Annotated in this window: 11 protein-coding genes; 10 read left to right on the forward strand and 1 reads right to left on the reverse strand. The window is 67.2% G+C overall.

What is annotated here, in order from left to right:
* Positions 1–82: 82 nt before the first annotated feature.
* From JNO53_RS06330 to JNO53_RS06350, 5 genes are all read left to right on the forward strand, one after another.
* Positions 83–2764, forward strand: a complete 2682-nt coding sequence (locus JNO53_RS06330) for a TonB-dependent receptor (protein WP_203108767.1) — start codon at positions 83–85, stop codon at positions 2762–2764.
* A gap of 70 nt (positions 2765–2834) precedes the next feature.
* Positions 2835–5387 carry a phosphoenolpyruvate--protein phosphotransferase gene (gene ptsP / locus JNO53_RS06335; RefSeq protein ID WP_203108769.1) on the forward strand — a complete coding sequence of 851 codons (2553 nt, stop codon included), beginning with the start codon at positions 2835–2837 and terminating at the stop codon, positions 5385–5387.
* Complete coding sequence (gene nagE, locus JNO53_RS06340; RefSeq protein WP_203108771.1) at positions 5384–7081, forward strand: N-acetylglucosamine-specific PTS transporter subunit IIBC; 1698 nt, start codon at positions 5384–5386, stop codon at positions 7079–7081. The genes ptsP and nagE overlap by 4 nt, the downstream gene beginning before the upstream one ends.
* A gap of 392 nt (positions 7082–7473) precedes the next feature.
* A complete protein-coding gene (locus tag JNO53_RS06345) occupies positions 7474–10470 on the forward strand; it encodes a TonB-dependent receptor (protein ID WP_338015310.1) in 2997 nt (998 codons plus the stop codon).
* A gap of 48 nt (positions 10471–10518) precedes the next feature.
* Complete coding sequence (locus JNO53_RS06350) at positions 10519–11076, forward strand: hypothetical protein (protein ID WP_203108775.1); 558 nt, start codon at positions 10519–10521, stop codon at positions 11074–11076.
* A 341-nt stretch (positions 11077–11417) separates the two neighbouring features.
* Here JNO53_RS06350 and JNO53_RS06355 read toward each other — a convergent pair whose 3' ends face one another.
* Positions 11418–12962: an acetyl-CoA acetyltransferase gene (locus tag JNO53_RS06355; protein ID WP_203108777.1), complete on the reverse strand. Its 1545-nt coding sequence runs from the start codon at positions 12960–12962 to the stop codon at positions 11418–11420.
* 41 nt (positions 12963–13003) lie between these two features.
* On the opposite strand from JNO53_RS06355, the gene JNO53_RS06360 reads away from it, so the two are divergent.
* Genes JNO53_RS06360 through JNO53_RS06380 form a run of 5 tightly spaced genes read left to right on the forward strand, consistent with a single transcriptional unit; the run spans position 13004 to position 17159 of the window.
* Positions 13004–13624 carry a flavin reductase gene (locus JNO53_RS06360; protein WP_203108779.1) on the forward strand — a complete coding sequence of 207 codons (621 nt, stop codon included), beginning with the start codon at positions 13004–13006 and terminating at the stop codon, positions 13622–13624.
* Positions 13625–13680: 56 nt separating this feature from the next.
* Positions 13681–14664: an ArsR/SmtB family transcription factor gene (locus JNO53_RS06365; protein WP_203108781.1), complete on the forward strand. Its 984-nt coding sequence runs from the start codon at positions 13681–13683 to the stop codon at positions 14662–14664.
* Positions 14661–15590 carry a methylenetetrahydrofolate reductase gene (gene metF, locus JNO53_RS06370; protein ID WP_203108783.1) on the forward strand — a complete coding sequence of 310 codons (930 nt, stop codon included), beginning with the start codon at positions 14661–14663 and terminating at the stop codon, positions 15588–15590. The genes JNO53_RS06365 and metF overlap by 4 nt, the downstream gene beginning before the upstream one ends.
* A complete protein-coding gene (locus tag JNO53_RS06375) occupies positions 15587–16633 on the forward strand; it encodes a homocysteine S-methyltransferase family protein (protein WP_203108785.1) in 1047 nt (348 codons plus the stop codon). Before metF ends, JNO53_RS06375 begins: the two co-directional genes overlap by 4 nt.
* Positions 16634–16637: 4 nt before the next feature.
* Positions 16638–17159: a GNAT family N-acetyltransferase gene (locus JNO53_RS06380; protein ID WP_203108786.1), complete on the forward strand. Its 522-nt coding sequence runs from the start codon at positions 16638–16640 to the stop codon at positions 17157–17159.
* Positions 17160–17168: the final 9 nt, after the last annotated feature.

Below are 17168 nucleotides of genomic sequence, written 5' to 3' on the forward strand. Positions count from 1 at the left end.
ACATCACGCTGCAGAAGAACCGACCGCCAGCTCCGGAGTGGAAAGGGCTCCCGCGGCAGAGTCGGACAAAGGGGAGAAGGCCATGAGGAAGTCCGTAGCATGGGTGCTTGGTGTTTCGACGTTCGCGCTGAGCGGCGGCGCCGCTCTGGCGCAGGAGGCCGACCCCGCGCCGCCTGAGGGCACGACCGGCGAGCCGATCGTGGTCACCGGCATCAGGGCCTCGCTCGCCGATGCGGTCGCCACCAAGCGCAACGCCGGCGCCATCGTCGATGCGATCGCCGCCGAGGACATCGGCAAGTTCCCCGATCGCAACGTCGCCGAATCGCTCCAGCGCGTCCCCGGCGTGGTGACCAACCGCGAATACGGCGAGGGCGAGCGCGTCTCCCTGCGCGGCCTCGCGCCCAACCAGACGCGCACGCTGGTCAACGGCCACGCGGTGGCCACTGCCGACTGGTTCATCCTCGATCAGCAGACGGCCACCCGCAACTTCAACTATCTGGTGCTGCCCTCGGACGTCGTCGGCGAGGTACAGGTGTTCAAGAGCCCGACTGCCGACATCGAGGAAGGCGGCATCGGCGGCACGATCAACGTGCTGACGCGCAAGCCGCTCGACCTCGATCCCTTCGTCGCCGCGCTCTCGGTCGAGGGCGCCTATACCGAGAAGGCCGATTCGCTCGATCCGCAGATCTCGGGCGTGGTGAGCTGGTCGAACGAGGCGGGGACGTTCGGCATCCTCGCCGCCGGTGTCTTCCAGCAGCGCGATGTGCGCCGCGACGGCGTCGAGGTGCTCGGCTACGACCCCGGGCTCGATCCGACCGGACAGGGCCGTCAGGTGCCGGTGCTGATCGGCTCGGCGCTGTTCCTCCAGAAGCGCGAGCGCCTCGGCGGCAATCTCGAGATCCAGTTCCGCCCGAGCGACAATCTGGAGTTCGGCATCAGCGGGCTGTGGACGCGCTTCAACGCCAACAACACCAACTACAACTTCCTTGCCTGGCCCTCGCGCTCGGGTCTCGGGGGCGGGACCACCGAACTGACCGACGAGACCGTGATCGGCGACACCATCGTCGCGGGCACGATCCGTAACGTCGGAGAAGCTGGCGGTTTCGGGCAGGTCTACGACATCATCGATCGCGAGGCCTATGCCGAATCGCGCTATATCGCGGGCAATTTCTCCTACGAGACCGACGGCGGCCTCACGCTCAGCGGGCAGCTCGGCTATACCGACGCCGACGGCGACACCGTGCGCCAGCCGTTCGTGGAATTCCTCGGTTCGAGCGATTTCAGCTACGACCTGACCGGCGACGCGCCGACCGTATCGTTCGACAGCGTCGACCCGACCAACCCGGACGACTTCGCCTTCGAATTCGCCTCGAACCACTCGATCGGCAACGACGACAGCGAGTTCTTCGCCTACTTCGATGCCGAACAGGAGGTCGCGCTCGGGGTGCTCGAGGCGATCAAGGTCGGCGTCAAGTACACCGACCACAGCCGCAAGACCGATTTCCAGGCGACCACATTCGGCGACTTCTTCGTGCCGTTCCGCGACACCGGCTGCAACGGCGGCGTGTGCACCGCGGCCTCGTTCGGCGGCGGGCTGACCCCCGACGACTATCTCGACAATATCGCGATCTCGGGCACGCTGACCGACTACTTCCTGCCCGATCCCGCGCGCATTCGCGACCTGATCGGCAGCTTCCCGGCCTCCACCGACCGGATCCCGCTCTACTCGGACATCTTCTCGGTCGATGAGAAGACCTACGGCGGCTACGTCATGGGGCGCCTCGCCGGCGAAGGGTGGCGCGGCAATCTCGGGGTGCGCGTGGTGCGCACCGATCAGGTTTCGCGCGGCTACGTTCAGGGCGCCGAGGGGCCGGGTCAGGTCTCGAATGCGTTCGGCGACTTCCTCCCGGTGACCGAGGAGCGCAGCTACACCGACATCCTGCCGAGCCTGAACGTCACATTCGATCTGACCGACGATCTGGTGCTGCGCGCGGCGGCGGCGCGGACAATTACCCGGCCCGACTACACCGATATCGCTCCGCGCGTGGCGCTCAATCCGGGCGCGCTGACGGGCTCTGGGGGTAATGCCGACGTTCAACCTTACCGGGCGAACCAGTTCGACCTGTCGCTCGAATACTACGCGCCGAATAACGCGCTGTTCGCGATCGCGCTCTACTACAAGGACGTGCAGAACTTCGTCACCGACCGCATCGTCAACGAAGTCTTCTCGATCGAAACCAGCGCGCCCGATCTGACCCGCTGCATATCGACGCCGGGCTCGACCAATCCCGATCTCTACGATTGCGAGTTCGCGATCAACCGGCGCACCAATGGCGGCACCGCGCAGGTGAAGGGGGTCGAGCTGATCGCGCAGACCCCGCTGTTCGGTAACTTCGGCATCAACGCCAACTACAGCTTCTCCGATGCCGAGACAGACAGCGGCGATCCGATCCCCGGCAATTCGAAGCACGCGTTCCAGGTCGGGGGCTATTACGAAGACGAACGGTTGAGCGCGCGGCTGACCTACAACTGGCGCGACGACTTCTTCATCACCTTCGACCGCGCCTCGCCGCTCAACCAGAAAGGCTTCGGATCGCTCGACGCCTCGCTCGATTTCAGGCTGATCGATCAGGTGAGCTTGACCTTCGATGCGGTGAACCTCACCAACGAGAAAATCGTTCAGTTCGCGGGCGAATCCTTCCGCCCGCGCGCGATCTACGACAACGGCCGCTACTTCTTCTTCGGCGCCCGTTTCGAGTATTGACGGGCAGGATTTCCCGCGGCTCGCACGGGTTCGCGGGAATCTACCGGGGTCGAGGACGATGGAGGCAGGTGTGGCGCGTGGCGGGTCGGCGGCCCAGTTCGTGAGGCTGCGGGTCCATGCACCGGCGAAGGGCTGGCTGCTGCCGCTGGAGGCGACGCCCGACCCGGCCTTTGCCGGCGGCGCGCTCGGCCCGGGGGTAACGCTCGAACTGCTCGACGATCTGATCCGCGCCCCCTGCGCCGGCGAAGTGGCGGCGGTCGCGGGGGAGCGCCATGCGGTCACGCTCGATTGCGGCAACGGGGCGCAGATCCTGATCCATTGCGGGATCGACACCGTCTCCCTGAAGGGCGAGCCGTTCGAGCCGCTGGTCGCCGTGGGCGACCGGGTGGAGACGGGCGATCCTCTGTTGCGGGTCGATCTGGAGGCCCTGATCGCCGCCGGGAAGAGTGCCGCTACGCCCATCGTGCTGGTCGAGACGGGCGGGTGCTCGCTCAGCCTGCGCTCGGATCCCGACGGCCTGGTCGAACCCGGGGCCGAGCTGTTCGAGCTTCACCGCGAGGGAGCCGGCAGCGCGAACGGCGATCCGCCGGTCGAGAACGGGCCCGTGGCGAGGCGCGAGGTGATCCTGCCGCTCCCGCACGGCCTCCACGCGCGGCCCTGCGCGGCGATCGCCGGGGAGGCGCGTCGCTGGCGCGCCACGGTCACGCTCCGGATCGACGGGCGCAGCGCGGCCGCGGCAAGCACCGTGGGTCTGATGAAGCTCGGCGCGACTCTGGGCGCGCGGGTCGAGATCGAGGCGCGCGGCGAGCAAGCCGAAGCCGCGGCCGAGGCCATTGCCGCGCTGATCGAACGCGGGGCGGGGGACGAGATCGCCGAACCACGCGCGGCTTCGCAAGCGCCGCGGCAACCCGTCGTCCTGCGCCGCACCGATCCTGACGGACCCGCCGAACCGGGCCTGCTGTCCGGCGTTGCCGCCGCTCCGGGCAAGGCGATCGGCCCGGCCTACTACGTCCATCGCTCGCGCATCGAAGTCACCGGCAATGCCGAGAGTCCGCCGGCCGAGAAGGCGCGGCTTCGCGATGCCCTATCTGTGCTTCGCGGCCGGCTCGCCGACGAGGACGAGGGCGCTGGTGCGGCCATCGCCGCAGCGCAACTTGCGATCCTCGAAGACGAGGAGCTGGTTGCCGCCGCGGAGGCGCGGATCGACGCCGGGGCGAGCGCCGCCGGTGCTTGGCAGACCGTCATGCGGCGCGAAGCCGACGCGCTCCGCGCCCTGTCCGACGCGCGCCTTGCCGAGCGTGCCGACGATCTCCTCGACCTCGAACAGCGCGTGCTGCGGATCATGCTCGGCAAGGACGGCGAGGCCGCCGCGCCGGCCGGCGCGGTGGTGATCGCGAGCGACCTCTATCCGTCCGATCTCAAGCCGCTCAAGGCCGCCGGCGTGGCCGGGATCGCCACGCTCGCCGGCGGGCCGACTTCGCACCTGGCGATCCTTGCGGCATCGGCCGGCATTCCGATGGCGGTCGCGTTCGGCGAACCGCTGTGCGGGGTCGAGGAAGGCGAACTCGTCTATCTCGATGGCGACGCGGGAACGCTGCGTCATGCCATGGCGGAAGGGGCAGCCGAGGAGCTGCGGGAGCATCTGGCACGACGCGAGGCGAGCTACCGCGCGGCGCTGGCGACGGCGCAGCGCGAAGCCCGGCTTGCCAGCGGCGAGCGGATAGAGGTCCTGGCCAATATCGGCAGCGTTGCCGATGCGGAGGAGGCCGTTCGGCTGGGCGCCGAAGGCTCCGGCCTCGTGCGCACCGAATTCCTGTTCCTCGACCGCACCGAGCCTCCCGGCGAGGCGGAGCAGGCTGAAGTCTACGCCGCGATCATCGAGCGCTTCGGCGACCGGCCGGTCATCATCCGCACGCTCGACATCGGGGCCGACAAGCCCGCGCCCTACCTGCCGCTCGCGAAGGAAGACAACCCGGCGCTCGGCGTGCGCGGAATACGCGTGGGGCTGCGCTATCCCGAGCTGCTCGCCGGGCAGATACGCGCGATCCTGCGCGCGTCGGGCGGGCGCACCGCGCACATCATGGCGCCGATGGTGTCCTCGGCCGGCGAGTTCGCGCGGTTGCGCGCCATGCTCGATCGCGTTCTCGCGGAGACCGGGCATGCGGCGCCGGTCAGGCTGGGGGCTATGGTCGAAACGCCGGCCTCGGCGCTCATCGCCGGCACGCTCGCGCGGGAGGCCGACTTCCTGTCGGTCGGCACCAACGACCTCACGCAATATACGCTCGCGGCGGACCGCACCAATTCCGACCTCGCGCGCGATCTCGACGCGCTGCATCCCGCCGTGACTCGTCTCGTCGGGCTCGCGGCCGAGGGCTGCCGGGCGCACGGCCGCATGCTCGGCATCTGCGGCGGCGCTGCCGGCGACCCGCTGGCGGCGGCGGTGCTCGTCGGCCTCGGCGCGCGCGAGCTGTCGGTCAGCGCCGCGCGCGTGCCCGAAATCAAGCAGTGGCTCGCGGCACTTACGCTCGACCAGTGTCATGCCGCTGCCGAGGCAGCGCTGGTCGCCGCCTCGGCGGAAGAGGCGCGCGGCGAGCTTGGCCGGCTGTTGAAGGGGGCGGCATGAGGCGGCTGTTCGCAGGCATCCAGCAGCTAGGGCGGTCGCTGATGCTGCCGATCGCGGTGCTGCCCATCGCCGGGCTGCTGCTGCGCCTCGGCCAGCCCGACTTGCTCGACATCGGCTTCATTTCCGCCGCCGGGGAGGCGATCTTCGCGCATCTGGGGATCATCTTCGCAGTTGGCGTCGCGATCGGTTTCGCGCGCGACAACCACGGCGCCGCGGGGCTTGCCGGGCTGGTCGCCTTCCTCGTCGCCACCAACAGCGCGAAGATGCTGATCGACCTGCCGCCAGGGACGCTCGACGGAGGAACGGCCGAGGAGGTCGCCCGCGCCCTCGCCGATTACCGCGACGCGGCCATGGCCAAGCTCGGCGTCCCCATCGGGATCCTGTGCGGCATCCTCTCGGGCGTGCTGTTCAACCGCTATGCCGACATCCGCCTGCCCGAATTCCTCGCCTTCTTCGGCGGCCGCCGCTTCGTTCCCATCGTCAGCGGCGCGGCCGGTCTCGCGCTCGGCTTCCTGTTCGGCGAATTCTGGCAGGAAACCGAAAGCGCGATGGACCATGCCAGCCGCGCGATCGTCGGCGCGGGCGAGATCGGCCTGTTCCTCTACGGTGCGCTCAACCGGCTGCTGATCGTCACCGGGCTGCACCACATCCTCAACAACGTCGCCTGGTTCGTGATCGGCGATTTCGAAGGCACGACCGGCGATCTCAGGCGGTTCTTCGCCGGCGATCCCACTGCCGGCGGCTTCATGGCCGGGTTCTTCCCGGTGATGATGTTCGGCATGCCCGCCGCCTGCCTCGCGATGTACCGCGCCGCCTTGCCGGTGCGGCGCAAGGAGGTCGCAGGCCTCTATTTCTCGATGGCGCTGACTTCCGCGCTGACCGGCATCACCGAGCCGATCGAGTTCACCTTCATCTTCCTCGCCCCGCTCCTCTACCTCGTCCACGCGGTGCTGACCGGGCTGTCGATGGTCGTGATGGACCTGCTCGAGGTCAAGCTCGGCTTCGGCTTCTCCGCCGGGCTGATCGACTATGTCCTCAACTACGGCATCGCCACCAACCCGCTGCTGCTCCTGCCGGTCGGGCTGGCCTATTTCGCGATCTACTACTTCACCTTCAGCTTCGTGATCCGGCGCTTCGATCTGGCAACGCCGGGGCGCGGCACAGAGGGAGTTCCCGCGCAAGGGGACACGCAAGGCGGCGAGAGCGACAAGGGCGGCGCCTGGCTGGACGCGCTCGGCGGGGCCGGGAACATCGTTCAGCTCCGCGCGTGCACTACGCGCCTGCGGCTGATCCTCCGCGATCCCCAGCGCGTCGACGAAGCCGCGCTCACCGCGCTCGGGGCCAGAGGGACGATCCGGCCGACCGCCGACACGCTCCAGGTGATCGTCGGGCCGACAGCCGAACTGCTCTGCGCCGAGATCGGCAGCGCGCGGCATCGCATCCCGGAGGATGCAGAGGCACCGTCGCCGGTACGTGCATCCCGTCCCGTCCCGCCGGATCTTTACGAGTTTCTCGGCGGGCCGGACAACGTCGTGAGCATGGCACAGGCTCCCGGGCGCGTCATGGTCCGCTTTGCCGAACCCGCCGCGATCGACCTCCCGGCGTTGCGCTCAAGGCCCGAGATCCGCCACGTCCACGACGCGGGCGACGGCCTGTTCCACATTCTCGTCGCCGAAGGCCCCCCGGCAACCTAGGGCGCCGCTTCGTCGCCGATGCGGCACCGTTTCCGACCCACTTTCCCTGACATGCCGGCCGCCCTGGCGTAAGTCCGCTGCGGGCATTGCAGAGCGCGTCCGCGATGCGGCGTCATCAGGGCGCACTGGGGATTCAGATCGCCGGGAAAGTCACACGCGAACGGACCACCACGGGCGGAATTGCCGCCGAAATGGATCAAGCTGCAGGTATGAATGTTCGTTAACATTGACATCAATGTCAGTTACGTTAGAAGCGATCGAATTCGAGCGACGGGTCATCAAGATCCGCGACAAAAGGGGAGAGGGAAATGGGGATCGCCCGTAGTTGTCTTTGCGCGTGCAGCACCTTGGCCTTGGTCGCAGCGGGCGTATCGCCGGCCCTGGCGCAGGATGTGGATGACGAAGGGGAGACCCCCGAGGCCGCGAGCGGGGTGACGGGCGACGGGGCAGTGATCATCGTCACCGCGCAGAAGCGCGAGGAATCGATCCAGGACGTGCCGATCGCCGTCACCGCGATCTCCGCCGAGGGGCTCGACGACTACAAGATCGAAACCGGCGGCGAACTCCTGCGCGCCGTGCCGAACGTGAACTTCTCCAAGAGCAATTTCAGCATGTACAACTTCTCGATCCGCGGGGTCGGGACCAAGGCGATTTCGGCGGCGAGCGACCCCGCGGTCGCGGTCAGCTTCAACAACACCGCCCTGGCCCGCAACCGCCTGTTCGAATCCGAATTCTTCGACATGGCGCGGATCGAGGTGCTGCGCGGACCGCAGGGCACGCTCTACGGCCGCAATGCCACGGCAGGCGTGGTCAACCTGATCCCCGCATTGCCGACCGACGAGTTCGAGGGATCGGTCAAGGCCGAGGTCGGAAGCTATTCCACGCGCCGCCTGAACGGCATGCTCAACGTGCCGCTCGGCGACACCTTCGGCGTGCGTGTCGCCGGCCAGTGGACCAAGCGCGACGGGTTCGACTACAACACCTTCACCCAGAGCCGCGTGAACGGCCGCGACCTGTGGTCGACCCGCGCGATCGCGGAATGGGAACCGAGCGACCGCTTCCGCGCCAACGTGATCTGGCAGCATTTCGAGGAAGACGACAACCGCTCGCGCACCGGCAAACAGCTTTGCCACACCGATCCGGGGCCCGAGATGGTCGGCGACGTGGAGATCACCGACCCGCTGGTTCGCGGCCGCATGAGCCAGGGCTGCGTGCCCGGCTCGCTCTATGAGGATGCCGCGTTCGGCGTGCCGAACGGATACAGCCTGGCCTATACCTATGTTCCGCGACTGATCTCGATCGGCCGCGAACTGCTCCCCGATGGCAGCGCGGGCGAGACAGTCTATGTCACCAACACCGGAAATCCTTACGAGGGTCTGACGCAGTCGCGCGACCTGCGCGAGATCGCGACCAGCTACGATCCGAAGTTCCGCGCCAAGAACGACGTCGTGCAGCTCAATCTCGAGTTCGAGCCGGCGGACGGTCTGACGCTGGTGTCGCAGACGGCCTATTCGCGCGACCGCTACTTCTCGACGCAGGATTACGGCCGCTTCATCAGCAATCCGATCTTCAATGACTCCACCGGGGCGCTGGCCGACCGCCGCGGCAATCCGCTCGATACCGTGACCTATCCCGGTCCGACGCCCGGGGGCATCTTCTGCGACCCGCAACTGGGCTGTTCGGACCGCATGGTCTCGGCGGACCTCAACCGTTCGCGCAACCGCCAATGGTCGCAGGAAATACGCCTTCAATCGGATTTCGACGGCCCGGTGAATTTCAACGTCGGCGCCAACTACTTGGATTTCAAATCCAAGGACGATTACTACGTGTTCAACAACACGTTCACGCTAATTGCGGAATGGTTCTACAGCGCGGTGCCCACCTTCGGGCATCCCGCCTCGGGGCAGAACGCTACGCTTCCCTGCGAACTCGGCTTCGAAGAGCGGGAATGCGTCTATATCGACCCGAACCCGATCGGCAGCCTGAACGATCAGGGCCACAACTACTTCCTCAGCCAGAACGGGGTCCGCACCAAGAGCTGGGCCGCGTTCGGCGAGCTGTATTGGAACATTGCCGACGATCTCAAGCTGACGCTCGGTCTGCGCTACACGCGAGACAAGAAGGTTTCAGATCAGATCCCAAGCCAACTCCTGCTCGGCGGGGGCACCGAGACAGATTTCCCCGGAGGCAGCACTGGCGGGCAAGTGAATAGCGGCTATCCCGCGCTGCCCGATATCGAGCAGAAGTGGGGCGAATTCACCGGGCGCGCGGTGCTCGATTGGCAGCCGGTGTTGGACTTCACCGATGAAACGCTTGTCTATCTCTCCGCCGCACGGGGCTACAAGGGTGGTGGGAGCAACCCTCCCCGCGTCGACTTCAACCCCGCCGTCGTCCAGTACCAGTTCCTGCCGCAGACGTTCCGGCCCGAATTCCTCAACGCGTTCGAGATCGGCATGAAGAACACCTTTGCCGATGGCCGCCTGATCCTCAATGCGGCGGCGTTCTACTACGACTACGACGACTACCAAATCTCGCAGATCGTCGACCGGATCGCCTACAACGAGAACTTCGATGCGACGACCTGGGGGCTCGAGCTCGAAGCGGCCTGGCGCCCGTCGCGCAACTTCCGGGTCGATGCCAACTTTGGATATCTCCAGACCAAGCTCGCCGAGGGATCGCAGTCGATCGACGTGATGAACCGCACCCAGGGCGACGAGGACTGGATGGTGCTCCGCCCCTGGCTTCAGGTGCCGTCCAATTGCATCGCGCCGACCGACTTCGTGGAGCGGATCGTCGGAAGCCCCTTCGGTGAAGACATCCAATGGCTCGCGCTCTCGGCGCTCTGCCCGGGATCGAACCGCATCGGCACGTATAATCCGGATGCTCCCGGGCAAGTACCCTATTGGGCCCTCTTCGGGTTCACCTACGATCCCTTCGCCGCCTACAATCCGGATACGGTGGGCCTGAGTATCGCCGATGGCGGCAGCGGCGCCCCCAATGGCGGACGCGGGTTCTATGCCGATCTGTCCGGCAACGAGCTGCCCAACGCCCCGCGCTGGACGATGAATCTGGGCGCCCAGTACACCTTCTTCCTGGAAGACGACGACTGGGAGCTGACCTTCCGCGGCGATTACTACCGCCAGGCGAAGAGCTATGCCCGGATCTACAACACCGAATACGATCGGCTGAAGGCGTGGGACAACCTGAACCTCGCAGTGACGCTCGAACGTCCCGAATCCCAGCTAGCTTTCCAGCTCTACGTGAAGAACGTGTTCAACGATGCGCCGATCACCGACTTCTTCACCAACAGCGACGACACGGGGCTGACGAGCAACGTCTTCACCCTCGATCCGCGCATCATCGGCTTCAGCGTGACCAAGGGGTTCTGAGCCCCCTCTTATATGCAAGCCACGAGTTCGAATAAGGGAGAGTAGGCGATGAGAAGGCCTGTGCTAAATATCGCGATTGCAGCGCTGCTCGCGGTTCCGCAAGCAGCTGCTGCGTCGGAAGACTACATCTCGCCTGAAGCGCCGTGGACCTTTGAAGGGGGCATCGACTATTCCAAAGGTCTGAATTTTTCCTGCGAAGGAGTGGTGGCAATAACTGGGCCCAACGATATGGCCGACGCGACCCCGCCGTTCGACCATTCTGATGTTTCCAACTTAAGCGCGACGATTACCCTCAGTGGGGGCGGCGGTTTTTGCCATGCAATAGTTTTCTCCCCAGTCCCCGCGGGCAGTATATCTTATGATTCCACCGGGCCTTCTACTGGGGTTTTCACCTTTCATGATGTCTTCGTCGACGCCCATCTAGGCAGCTGCGGAGGCGATATGAACTTCATGTGGGATGAGGCGACTCAAACGTTTGATCTGTTTGGGGCGCTGCCGGGGATAAGCGGGCCCGAGTGCGGGTTCGCGGGGCGGCTGAACCTATCTTCACCATCTTCGGGAGATGCGAATGAAGCGGGCGATACTGATCATAGCCCAAGTCATTAGTGGCTCCGACTCGCAAACCACTGCTCATGGCGGTGCGAAGAATCGGCAACAGCGATCGGGCAGGTGAGATGTGGACGACGTCACAGATCGGCCAGATAGATTACGAGCAGGCCCTCGCGATCAGTCCGCTTACTCCTGATTGGTGCTTATCGGCTTCAGCGTGCCAAGGGGTTCTAAGGGGGGGTACGCTGTCGGTGAAGCCTTCCGGGCCGGCTCACCCGGTCCCGGAAGGCTTCAATACCAGCCCAATTACATGGGACGATTGCAGACGCGCCGTCCGCTCACTCCGTGCCTGGCGATCGGGTGCGGTGACGCTCGCCAGGATCTCCGCGTCCTGCGTTCTACCCGTCGATCGCCTCGTGACGGGCCACGGATCGTCCGTCCGGCGCCACCGATAGCGCGAGCCGCGCGCCGAAGGGTTCGCCCGCCTCGAACATCGAACGTGTGGGCGCGTGGGCGAGATCGGCGTTCGCGGCCACGCGTTCACCCGCTTCGTTGCGCCCGAGCACCACGGCGGCCGGGCCCGATCGGCCCTCCATCAAGGTATAGGTTTCGACCGTCAGCCATGCGGCGGGCGCCTCCGCTTTCCGCACGGTTTCGGCCGCCGTTGGAACCGCGACCCAGCGGTCGGCGCCGGACCAGTCGGCTGGCTCGGTCGAGTAGATGCCGGTCGAATACTTGCTCATGAACCCGCCGTTCGCGCCGACCAGTGCATGGCTGCCCCGCCGTTCCCGCAGGCGCTGCACCGCCTCCGCAACGGCATGGGCCGAATAGTTGTTGCCCGCGCCGCCGAAGAACGGCAGCCCGCCGGTCAGCGTCAGCCCGCGCGGATCGTCGATCGCCAGTCCGAAGTGGTCGGTCACGTTGAACACCGGAATGGCGAAGCAGCTATAGAGGTCGAGCAGGGCCATGTCGCCGAGCGTGCGGCCGCTGCGTTCCAGCGCGGTCTCGATCGAGGCGATCGAGGCAGGGCTGCGCGCAAGATCGGGCCGCTCCATCACCGACAGCTCCTTCGCATCGGCGACAGCGTGGACATGAACCCATCGCTCCTCCGGAATCCCCAAGGCGCGCGCCTTGCCGGCCGATGCGATCACGATCGCGGCGGCCTGGTTCACCTGGTCGCGTGCGACCGTCATCCGGGCGTAGGGCTCGGCCACGATCCGGTTGCGCGGGGTCACCCGCGCCAGTTCGGCAGCGCTATGCACCTCGCGCGAGGCAGCGTGTGGATTAGCCGCGGCCACTTCGGTGAACGGCGCGAAGAGCTCGCCGATCGCCGCCCGGTAGTCCGCGAGCGAGCATCCCAGCCGCGCGCGCCGGGCATTCTCGAACAGCGCGTAGTGCGCGATCGCGCTGGTCGCGCCGTGCCGGAGCAGTTCGGCATCGAACATGCCATCCAGCCCGAAGCCGCGATCCTCCAGTTCGCCGCCGACCTTCTCCGACCAGTCGCGCGTCTCGCCGGCGCCCAGCAGCGCGCGCACGGTCGAGATCGCCTCCGCGCCGACGATTGTCGCCATCTCGCTCTCGCCGCGGGCGATGGCGGCGGCGAACTCGCCGAGCAGCTTCTGGTTGGTCTGCCCGCCGGTGGTTTCGAGAATCGCGCGCCGCGGGTCGGCACCGACCCGGCGCCCGATCGCGCGCGGCGGATTGTCCGCCCGGCCGAACGGGGTCTTGGCGTCGGGACGCGAGATTTCGAATTGGCGAATTGCGCCGATCGTATCGATCGCGCGCGCGGCGTCGCCGGCCGCGTGGGTGTCGGCAAGCGCGGCTTTCAGCGCTTCTCCGGCCAGATCCATGTGGGACAGCGCGCGATAGCCCGGGTCCTGGGGACGTTCGGAGACTTGCCCGACCCCGACGATAACGGGCGTCAGCTCATGGATTTCGGACATCGCGGTTGCTCTTCCTCCCCAGCGAGATTAGCGACGGACGCGTGTTCGACAAGGCCGCTTTCCGCAACGCGCTCGGCAGCTTCGTGACCGGCGTGACGATCGTCACCACCCGCGACGCGTCGGGGCATCCGGTGGGCCTCACCGCCAACAGCTTCAACTCGGTCTCGCTCGACCCGCCGATGGTGCTGTGGAGCCTGTCGCTCGACAGCGGCAATCTCGCGGCCTTCCGCGACGCGCAGAGCTGGGCGGTCCATGTCCTCGCCTCGGGGCAGCAGGAAATGTCGGACCGGTTCGCGCGGCGGGGGGCGGACAAGTTCGCCGGCCTCGAGGTGACCGACGGGCCCGAGGGCGCGCCGCTGATCGAAGGCTGCGCGGCGCGCTTCGGCTGCTGCGCGCGCTTCGAGTACGAGGGCGGCGATCATGCGATCTTCCTCGGCGAAGTGGTCGATTTCGACCGCAGCGAGGCCGATCCGCTGATCTATCACGGCGGCCGCTACGGCCGGGTCATGCCGCCCGCGCGGGCGGAACTCGATCCGCAGGACCACGCGCAGCTCGTCGCCTCCGGCCTCCTGCGCGAGAGCGGCGGGAAATGGGTCCTGACCGGGCAGGGCGAAGCGCAGCTCGCGCTGCTGCAGCGGATCGCGCGCGACAGCCCTGCCTGAGCCCCCGGATCTCTACCCGCTTGCACATATAACAATATCTTTATATGTAGGTCCGCATGCGGATCGAAACGATCATGCGGGCGCTTGCCGACCCCACCAGGCTGCGGATCATGCGGCTGCTCGCTGCCATGGAACTGGCGGTGGGCGAACTGGCGCAGGTCCTCGGGCAGAGTCAGCCGCGCGTCTCGCGCCATGTCGGCATCCTGTGCGACGCGGGTCTGGCCGAGCGGCACCGGGAGGGGAGCTGGGTGTTCCTGCGCGCGAGCATCGGCAAGGAGCGCGGCACGCCGGTCGGCGAAGCGGTCGCGCGTCTGCTCGCCACCGCCGAGCGCGAGGATGCGGATTTCGCCGCCGCCTGCGCCGAGGACCGGCGCCAGCTCGCCGCGATCCGCGCCGCACGCGAAAGCAGCGCGGAGACCTATTTCGCACGCCACGCCGAAGTCTGGGACGAGCTGCGCCAGCTCCACAGCCCCGACGAGCAGGTCGAGGCGAAGCTCGCCGAGGCGCTGGGCGACGAGCCGCTCGGCCACGTGCTCGACATCGGCACCGGCACCGGCCGCATGGCCGAACTCTTCGCCGCCCGCGCCGAGCGCGTCGTCGCCCTCGACAAGAGCCTCGACATGCTACGCTTCGCACGTGCGAAATTGCAGAACTTGCCGTCGGGCGCAGTAGAACTCGTCCAGGGCGATTTTGCCGCGCTGCCCTTCCCGGCGCGCGGGTTCGACACGGTGCTGCTGCATCAGGTGCTCCACTTCGCGCAGGACCCGGCTGCTCCGCTGGCAGAGGCGGCGCGGGTCACGCGGCCGGGCGGGCGGATTGCGATCGTCGATTTCGACGCGCATCAGCGCGAGGAGCTTCGCGACCGCCATGCGCATGCGCGGCTCGGCTTTACCGACGCCGCTATCGCGGGCCTGCTGACGGAGGCCGGGTTCACCCCCGCACCGCCGATCGCGCTCGAAGGCGGCGAGCTGGTGGTCAAGATCTGGCTCGGCACGCGGCAGGGTGCTCCCGCCAGGGCGGGAAGGAAAGCAACGCGATGAGCCCGACGTTCGATCAGATGCAGGAAGCGCGCACCGCGCTCGACGCGCCGCTGTTCTCCGGCCTGCCGGGAGACATTGACGTATCGTTCGAGTTCTTCCCGCCGCGGACCGAGAAGATGGCGCAGACGCTGTGGGAAAGCGTGAAGACGCTCGAACCGCTGGGCCCGCGCTTCGTCTCGGTGACCTACGGCGCGGGCGGTTCGACGCGCGAGCGTACACACGAGCAGGTCGTCCGGATCAACCGCGAGACGAACATCCCGGCCGCCGCGCACCTCACCTGCGTCCAGGCCACGCGCGAGGAGATCGACGAGATCGCGCGGCATTACTGGGACAGCGGCATCCGCCATGTCGTCGCCCTGCGCGGCGATCCGCCGGACGGGCAATCGCGCTACACGCCGCATCCCGGCGGCTATGCCAATGCGGCTGAGCTGATCGCCGGGCTGAAGGCGGTGGCGCCGTTCGAGATTTCGGTCGCCGCCTATCCCGAGGTTCACCCCGATGCGGCGGATGCCCAGGCCGACCTCGACAACCTGAAGCGCAAGTTCGACGCGGGCGCCACTCGGGCGATCACGCAGTTCTTCTTCGAGCCCGAATGCTTCTTCCGCTTCCGCGACAAGGTGGCCGCCGCGGGGATCGAGGGAGAGATCGTGCCCGGGATCATGCCGGTGATGAGCTTCGCCAGCGTGCAGCGCATGGCCGGGCTGTGCGGCACTGCGATCCCGGCATGGATGGAGGGCCTGTTCGCCGGCCTCGACGAGCACCCCGCCGCGCGCCAGCTCGTTTCCGCGACGATCGCGGCCGAGCTGTCGCGCCGCCTCTACGCCGGCGGCGTGCGGCAGTTCCACTTCTACACACTCAACCGCGCGGAGCTGAGCTACGCTATCTGCCACATGCTCGGCGTGCGGCCCAGGGGAGACGCAAGATGAACGCCCGCGAACGCCTGCGGGCCGAGGCTTCGAAACGCATTCTGATCAAGGACGGGCCTTATGGTACGGCGATCCAGGCGGCGAAGCTTTCGGCGGCCGAGTACGCGGGCGATACCGGATTGCCGCAGGATCAGAAGGGCAACAACGACCTCGTCAACCTGACGCAGCCGGGCGTGATCCGCCGCATCTGCGACAGCTATATCGAGGCGGGCGCACATGTCCTCGCGACCAATACCTTCAACGCCAATCGCATCAGCCAGGCCGATTACGGCGCGCAGAATCTCGTGCGTGACATCAACCTCGCCGCCGCGCGCGTCATCCGCGAGGCGATCGACGAGGCGACCGCGCGTGATGGAATCGTCCGCTTCGTCGCGGGGGCGGTCGGGCCGACGAACAAGACCCTGTCGCTCAGCCCCGATGTCGAAGATCCGGGCTATCGCGAAGTCACGTTCGATGAAGTGAAGGACGTTTATCGCGAACAGGCGGCTGCGCTGGTCGAAGGCGGGGTCGACTTCATCCTCGTCGAAACCGTGTTCGACACGCTCAACTGCAAGGCCGCGATCATGGCGGTGAAGGAGCTGGAGCGCGAGCTGGGCCGCGAGGTGCCGCTGATGCTCTCGCTCACGCTGACCGACCTGTCGGGTCGCAACCTGTCCGGGCACACGGTCGATGCGTTCTGGTACACGGTGCGCCATGCCCGCCCGGTCACCATCGGGCTGAACTGCAGCTTCGGTGCGGAGCAGCTTCGCCCACACGTGCAACTGCTGTCGGGCATCGCCGATACTTTGCTGATGGCCTACCCCAACGCGGGCCTGCCTAACGAGCTTGGCGAGTACGACGAGGCGCCGGAAGAGACGGCGGCACTGGTCAAGACCTGGGCGGAAAGCGGCCGCGCCAATATCCTCGGCGGCTGCTGCGGCTCGACCCCCGCGCATATCGCCGCCATTGCCCAGGCGGTCGAAGGCGTGGCACCGCGCGCCATTCCCAAGGCGCCCGAAGGCACGCGGCTCGCGGGGCTCGAACCGTTCACGATGGCGGCCTGAGGCCGTGGCTACCGACGTTTCATGGCGCATCCGCCAGGCGACGCGCGAGGATGCCGGCGCACTCGCGCTGATCGGCGCGGCAACCTTTCTGGAGACCTTTGCCGACGTGCTGGATGGCGCGGCGATCGTCGCGCACTGCGAGCAGGCGCACAGCCGCGCGACCTATGAAGCCTATCTCGACGCCGGCGCACAGGCCTGGCTCGCCGAAGTCGAGCCTGGCCAGGCTCCGGTCGGCTATGCGCTTTCGGCCGAGCCCGATCTGCCTGGTGCGCGTGAGGGCGACCGGGAGCTGAAGCGCATCTATTCGCTGTCGCGCTTCCACGGCAGCGGGCTCGGGGCAGCGCTGATGGCAGCGGCGGTCGAGGCAGCAACGGGCCACGAACGGCTCCTGCTCGGCGTCTATGCCCGCAACGCGCGCGCCATCGCCTTCTATCGCAAACAGGGCTTCGAACCGATCGGCGAACGCCGCTTCGACGTGGGCGGCAAGCTCTACGACGACGCCGTGCTCGCGCGCCCTCTGCGCTGAGCCACCGGC

The organism is Altererythrobacter sp. C41 (assembly GCF_016803135.1).
In the GTDB taxonomy this organism is placed as follows: domain Bacteria; phylum Pseudomonadota; class Alphaproteobacteria; order Sphingomonadales; family Sphingomonadaceae; genus Pelagerythrobacter.

Excerpts from the sequence above, each read along its gene's own strand:
- JNO53_RS06330 (WP_203108767.1), top strand. The coding sequence starts at position 83 with ATGAGGAAGTCCGTAGCATGGGTGCTTGGTGTTTCGACGTTCGCGCTG.
- nagE (WP_203108771.1), top strand. The coding sequence starts at position 5,384 with ATGAGGCGGCTGTTCGCAGGCATCCAGCAGCTAGGGCGGTCGCTGATG.
- JNO53_RS06350 (WP_203108775.1), top strand. The coding sequence starts at position 10,519 with ATGAGAAGGCCTGTGCTAAATATCGCGATTGCAGCGCTGCTCGCGGTT.
- JNO53_RS06355 (WP_203108777.1), bottom strand. The coding sequence starts at position 12,962 with ATGTCCGAAATCCATGAGCTGACGCCCGTTATCGTCGGGGTCGGGCAA.
- JNO53_RS06365 (WP_203108781.1), top strand. The coding sequence starts at position 13,681 with ATGCGGATCGAAACGATCATGCGGGCGCTTGCCGACCCCACCAGGCTG.
- metF (WP_203108783.1), top strand. The coding sequence starts at position 14,661 with ATGAGCCCGACGTTCGATCAGATGCAGGAAGCGCGCACCGCGCTCGAC.
- JNO53_RS06375 (WP_203108785.1), top strand. The coding sequence starts at position 15,587 with ATGAACGCCCGCGAACGCCTGCGGGCCGAGGCTTCGAAACGCATTCTG.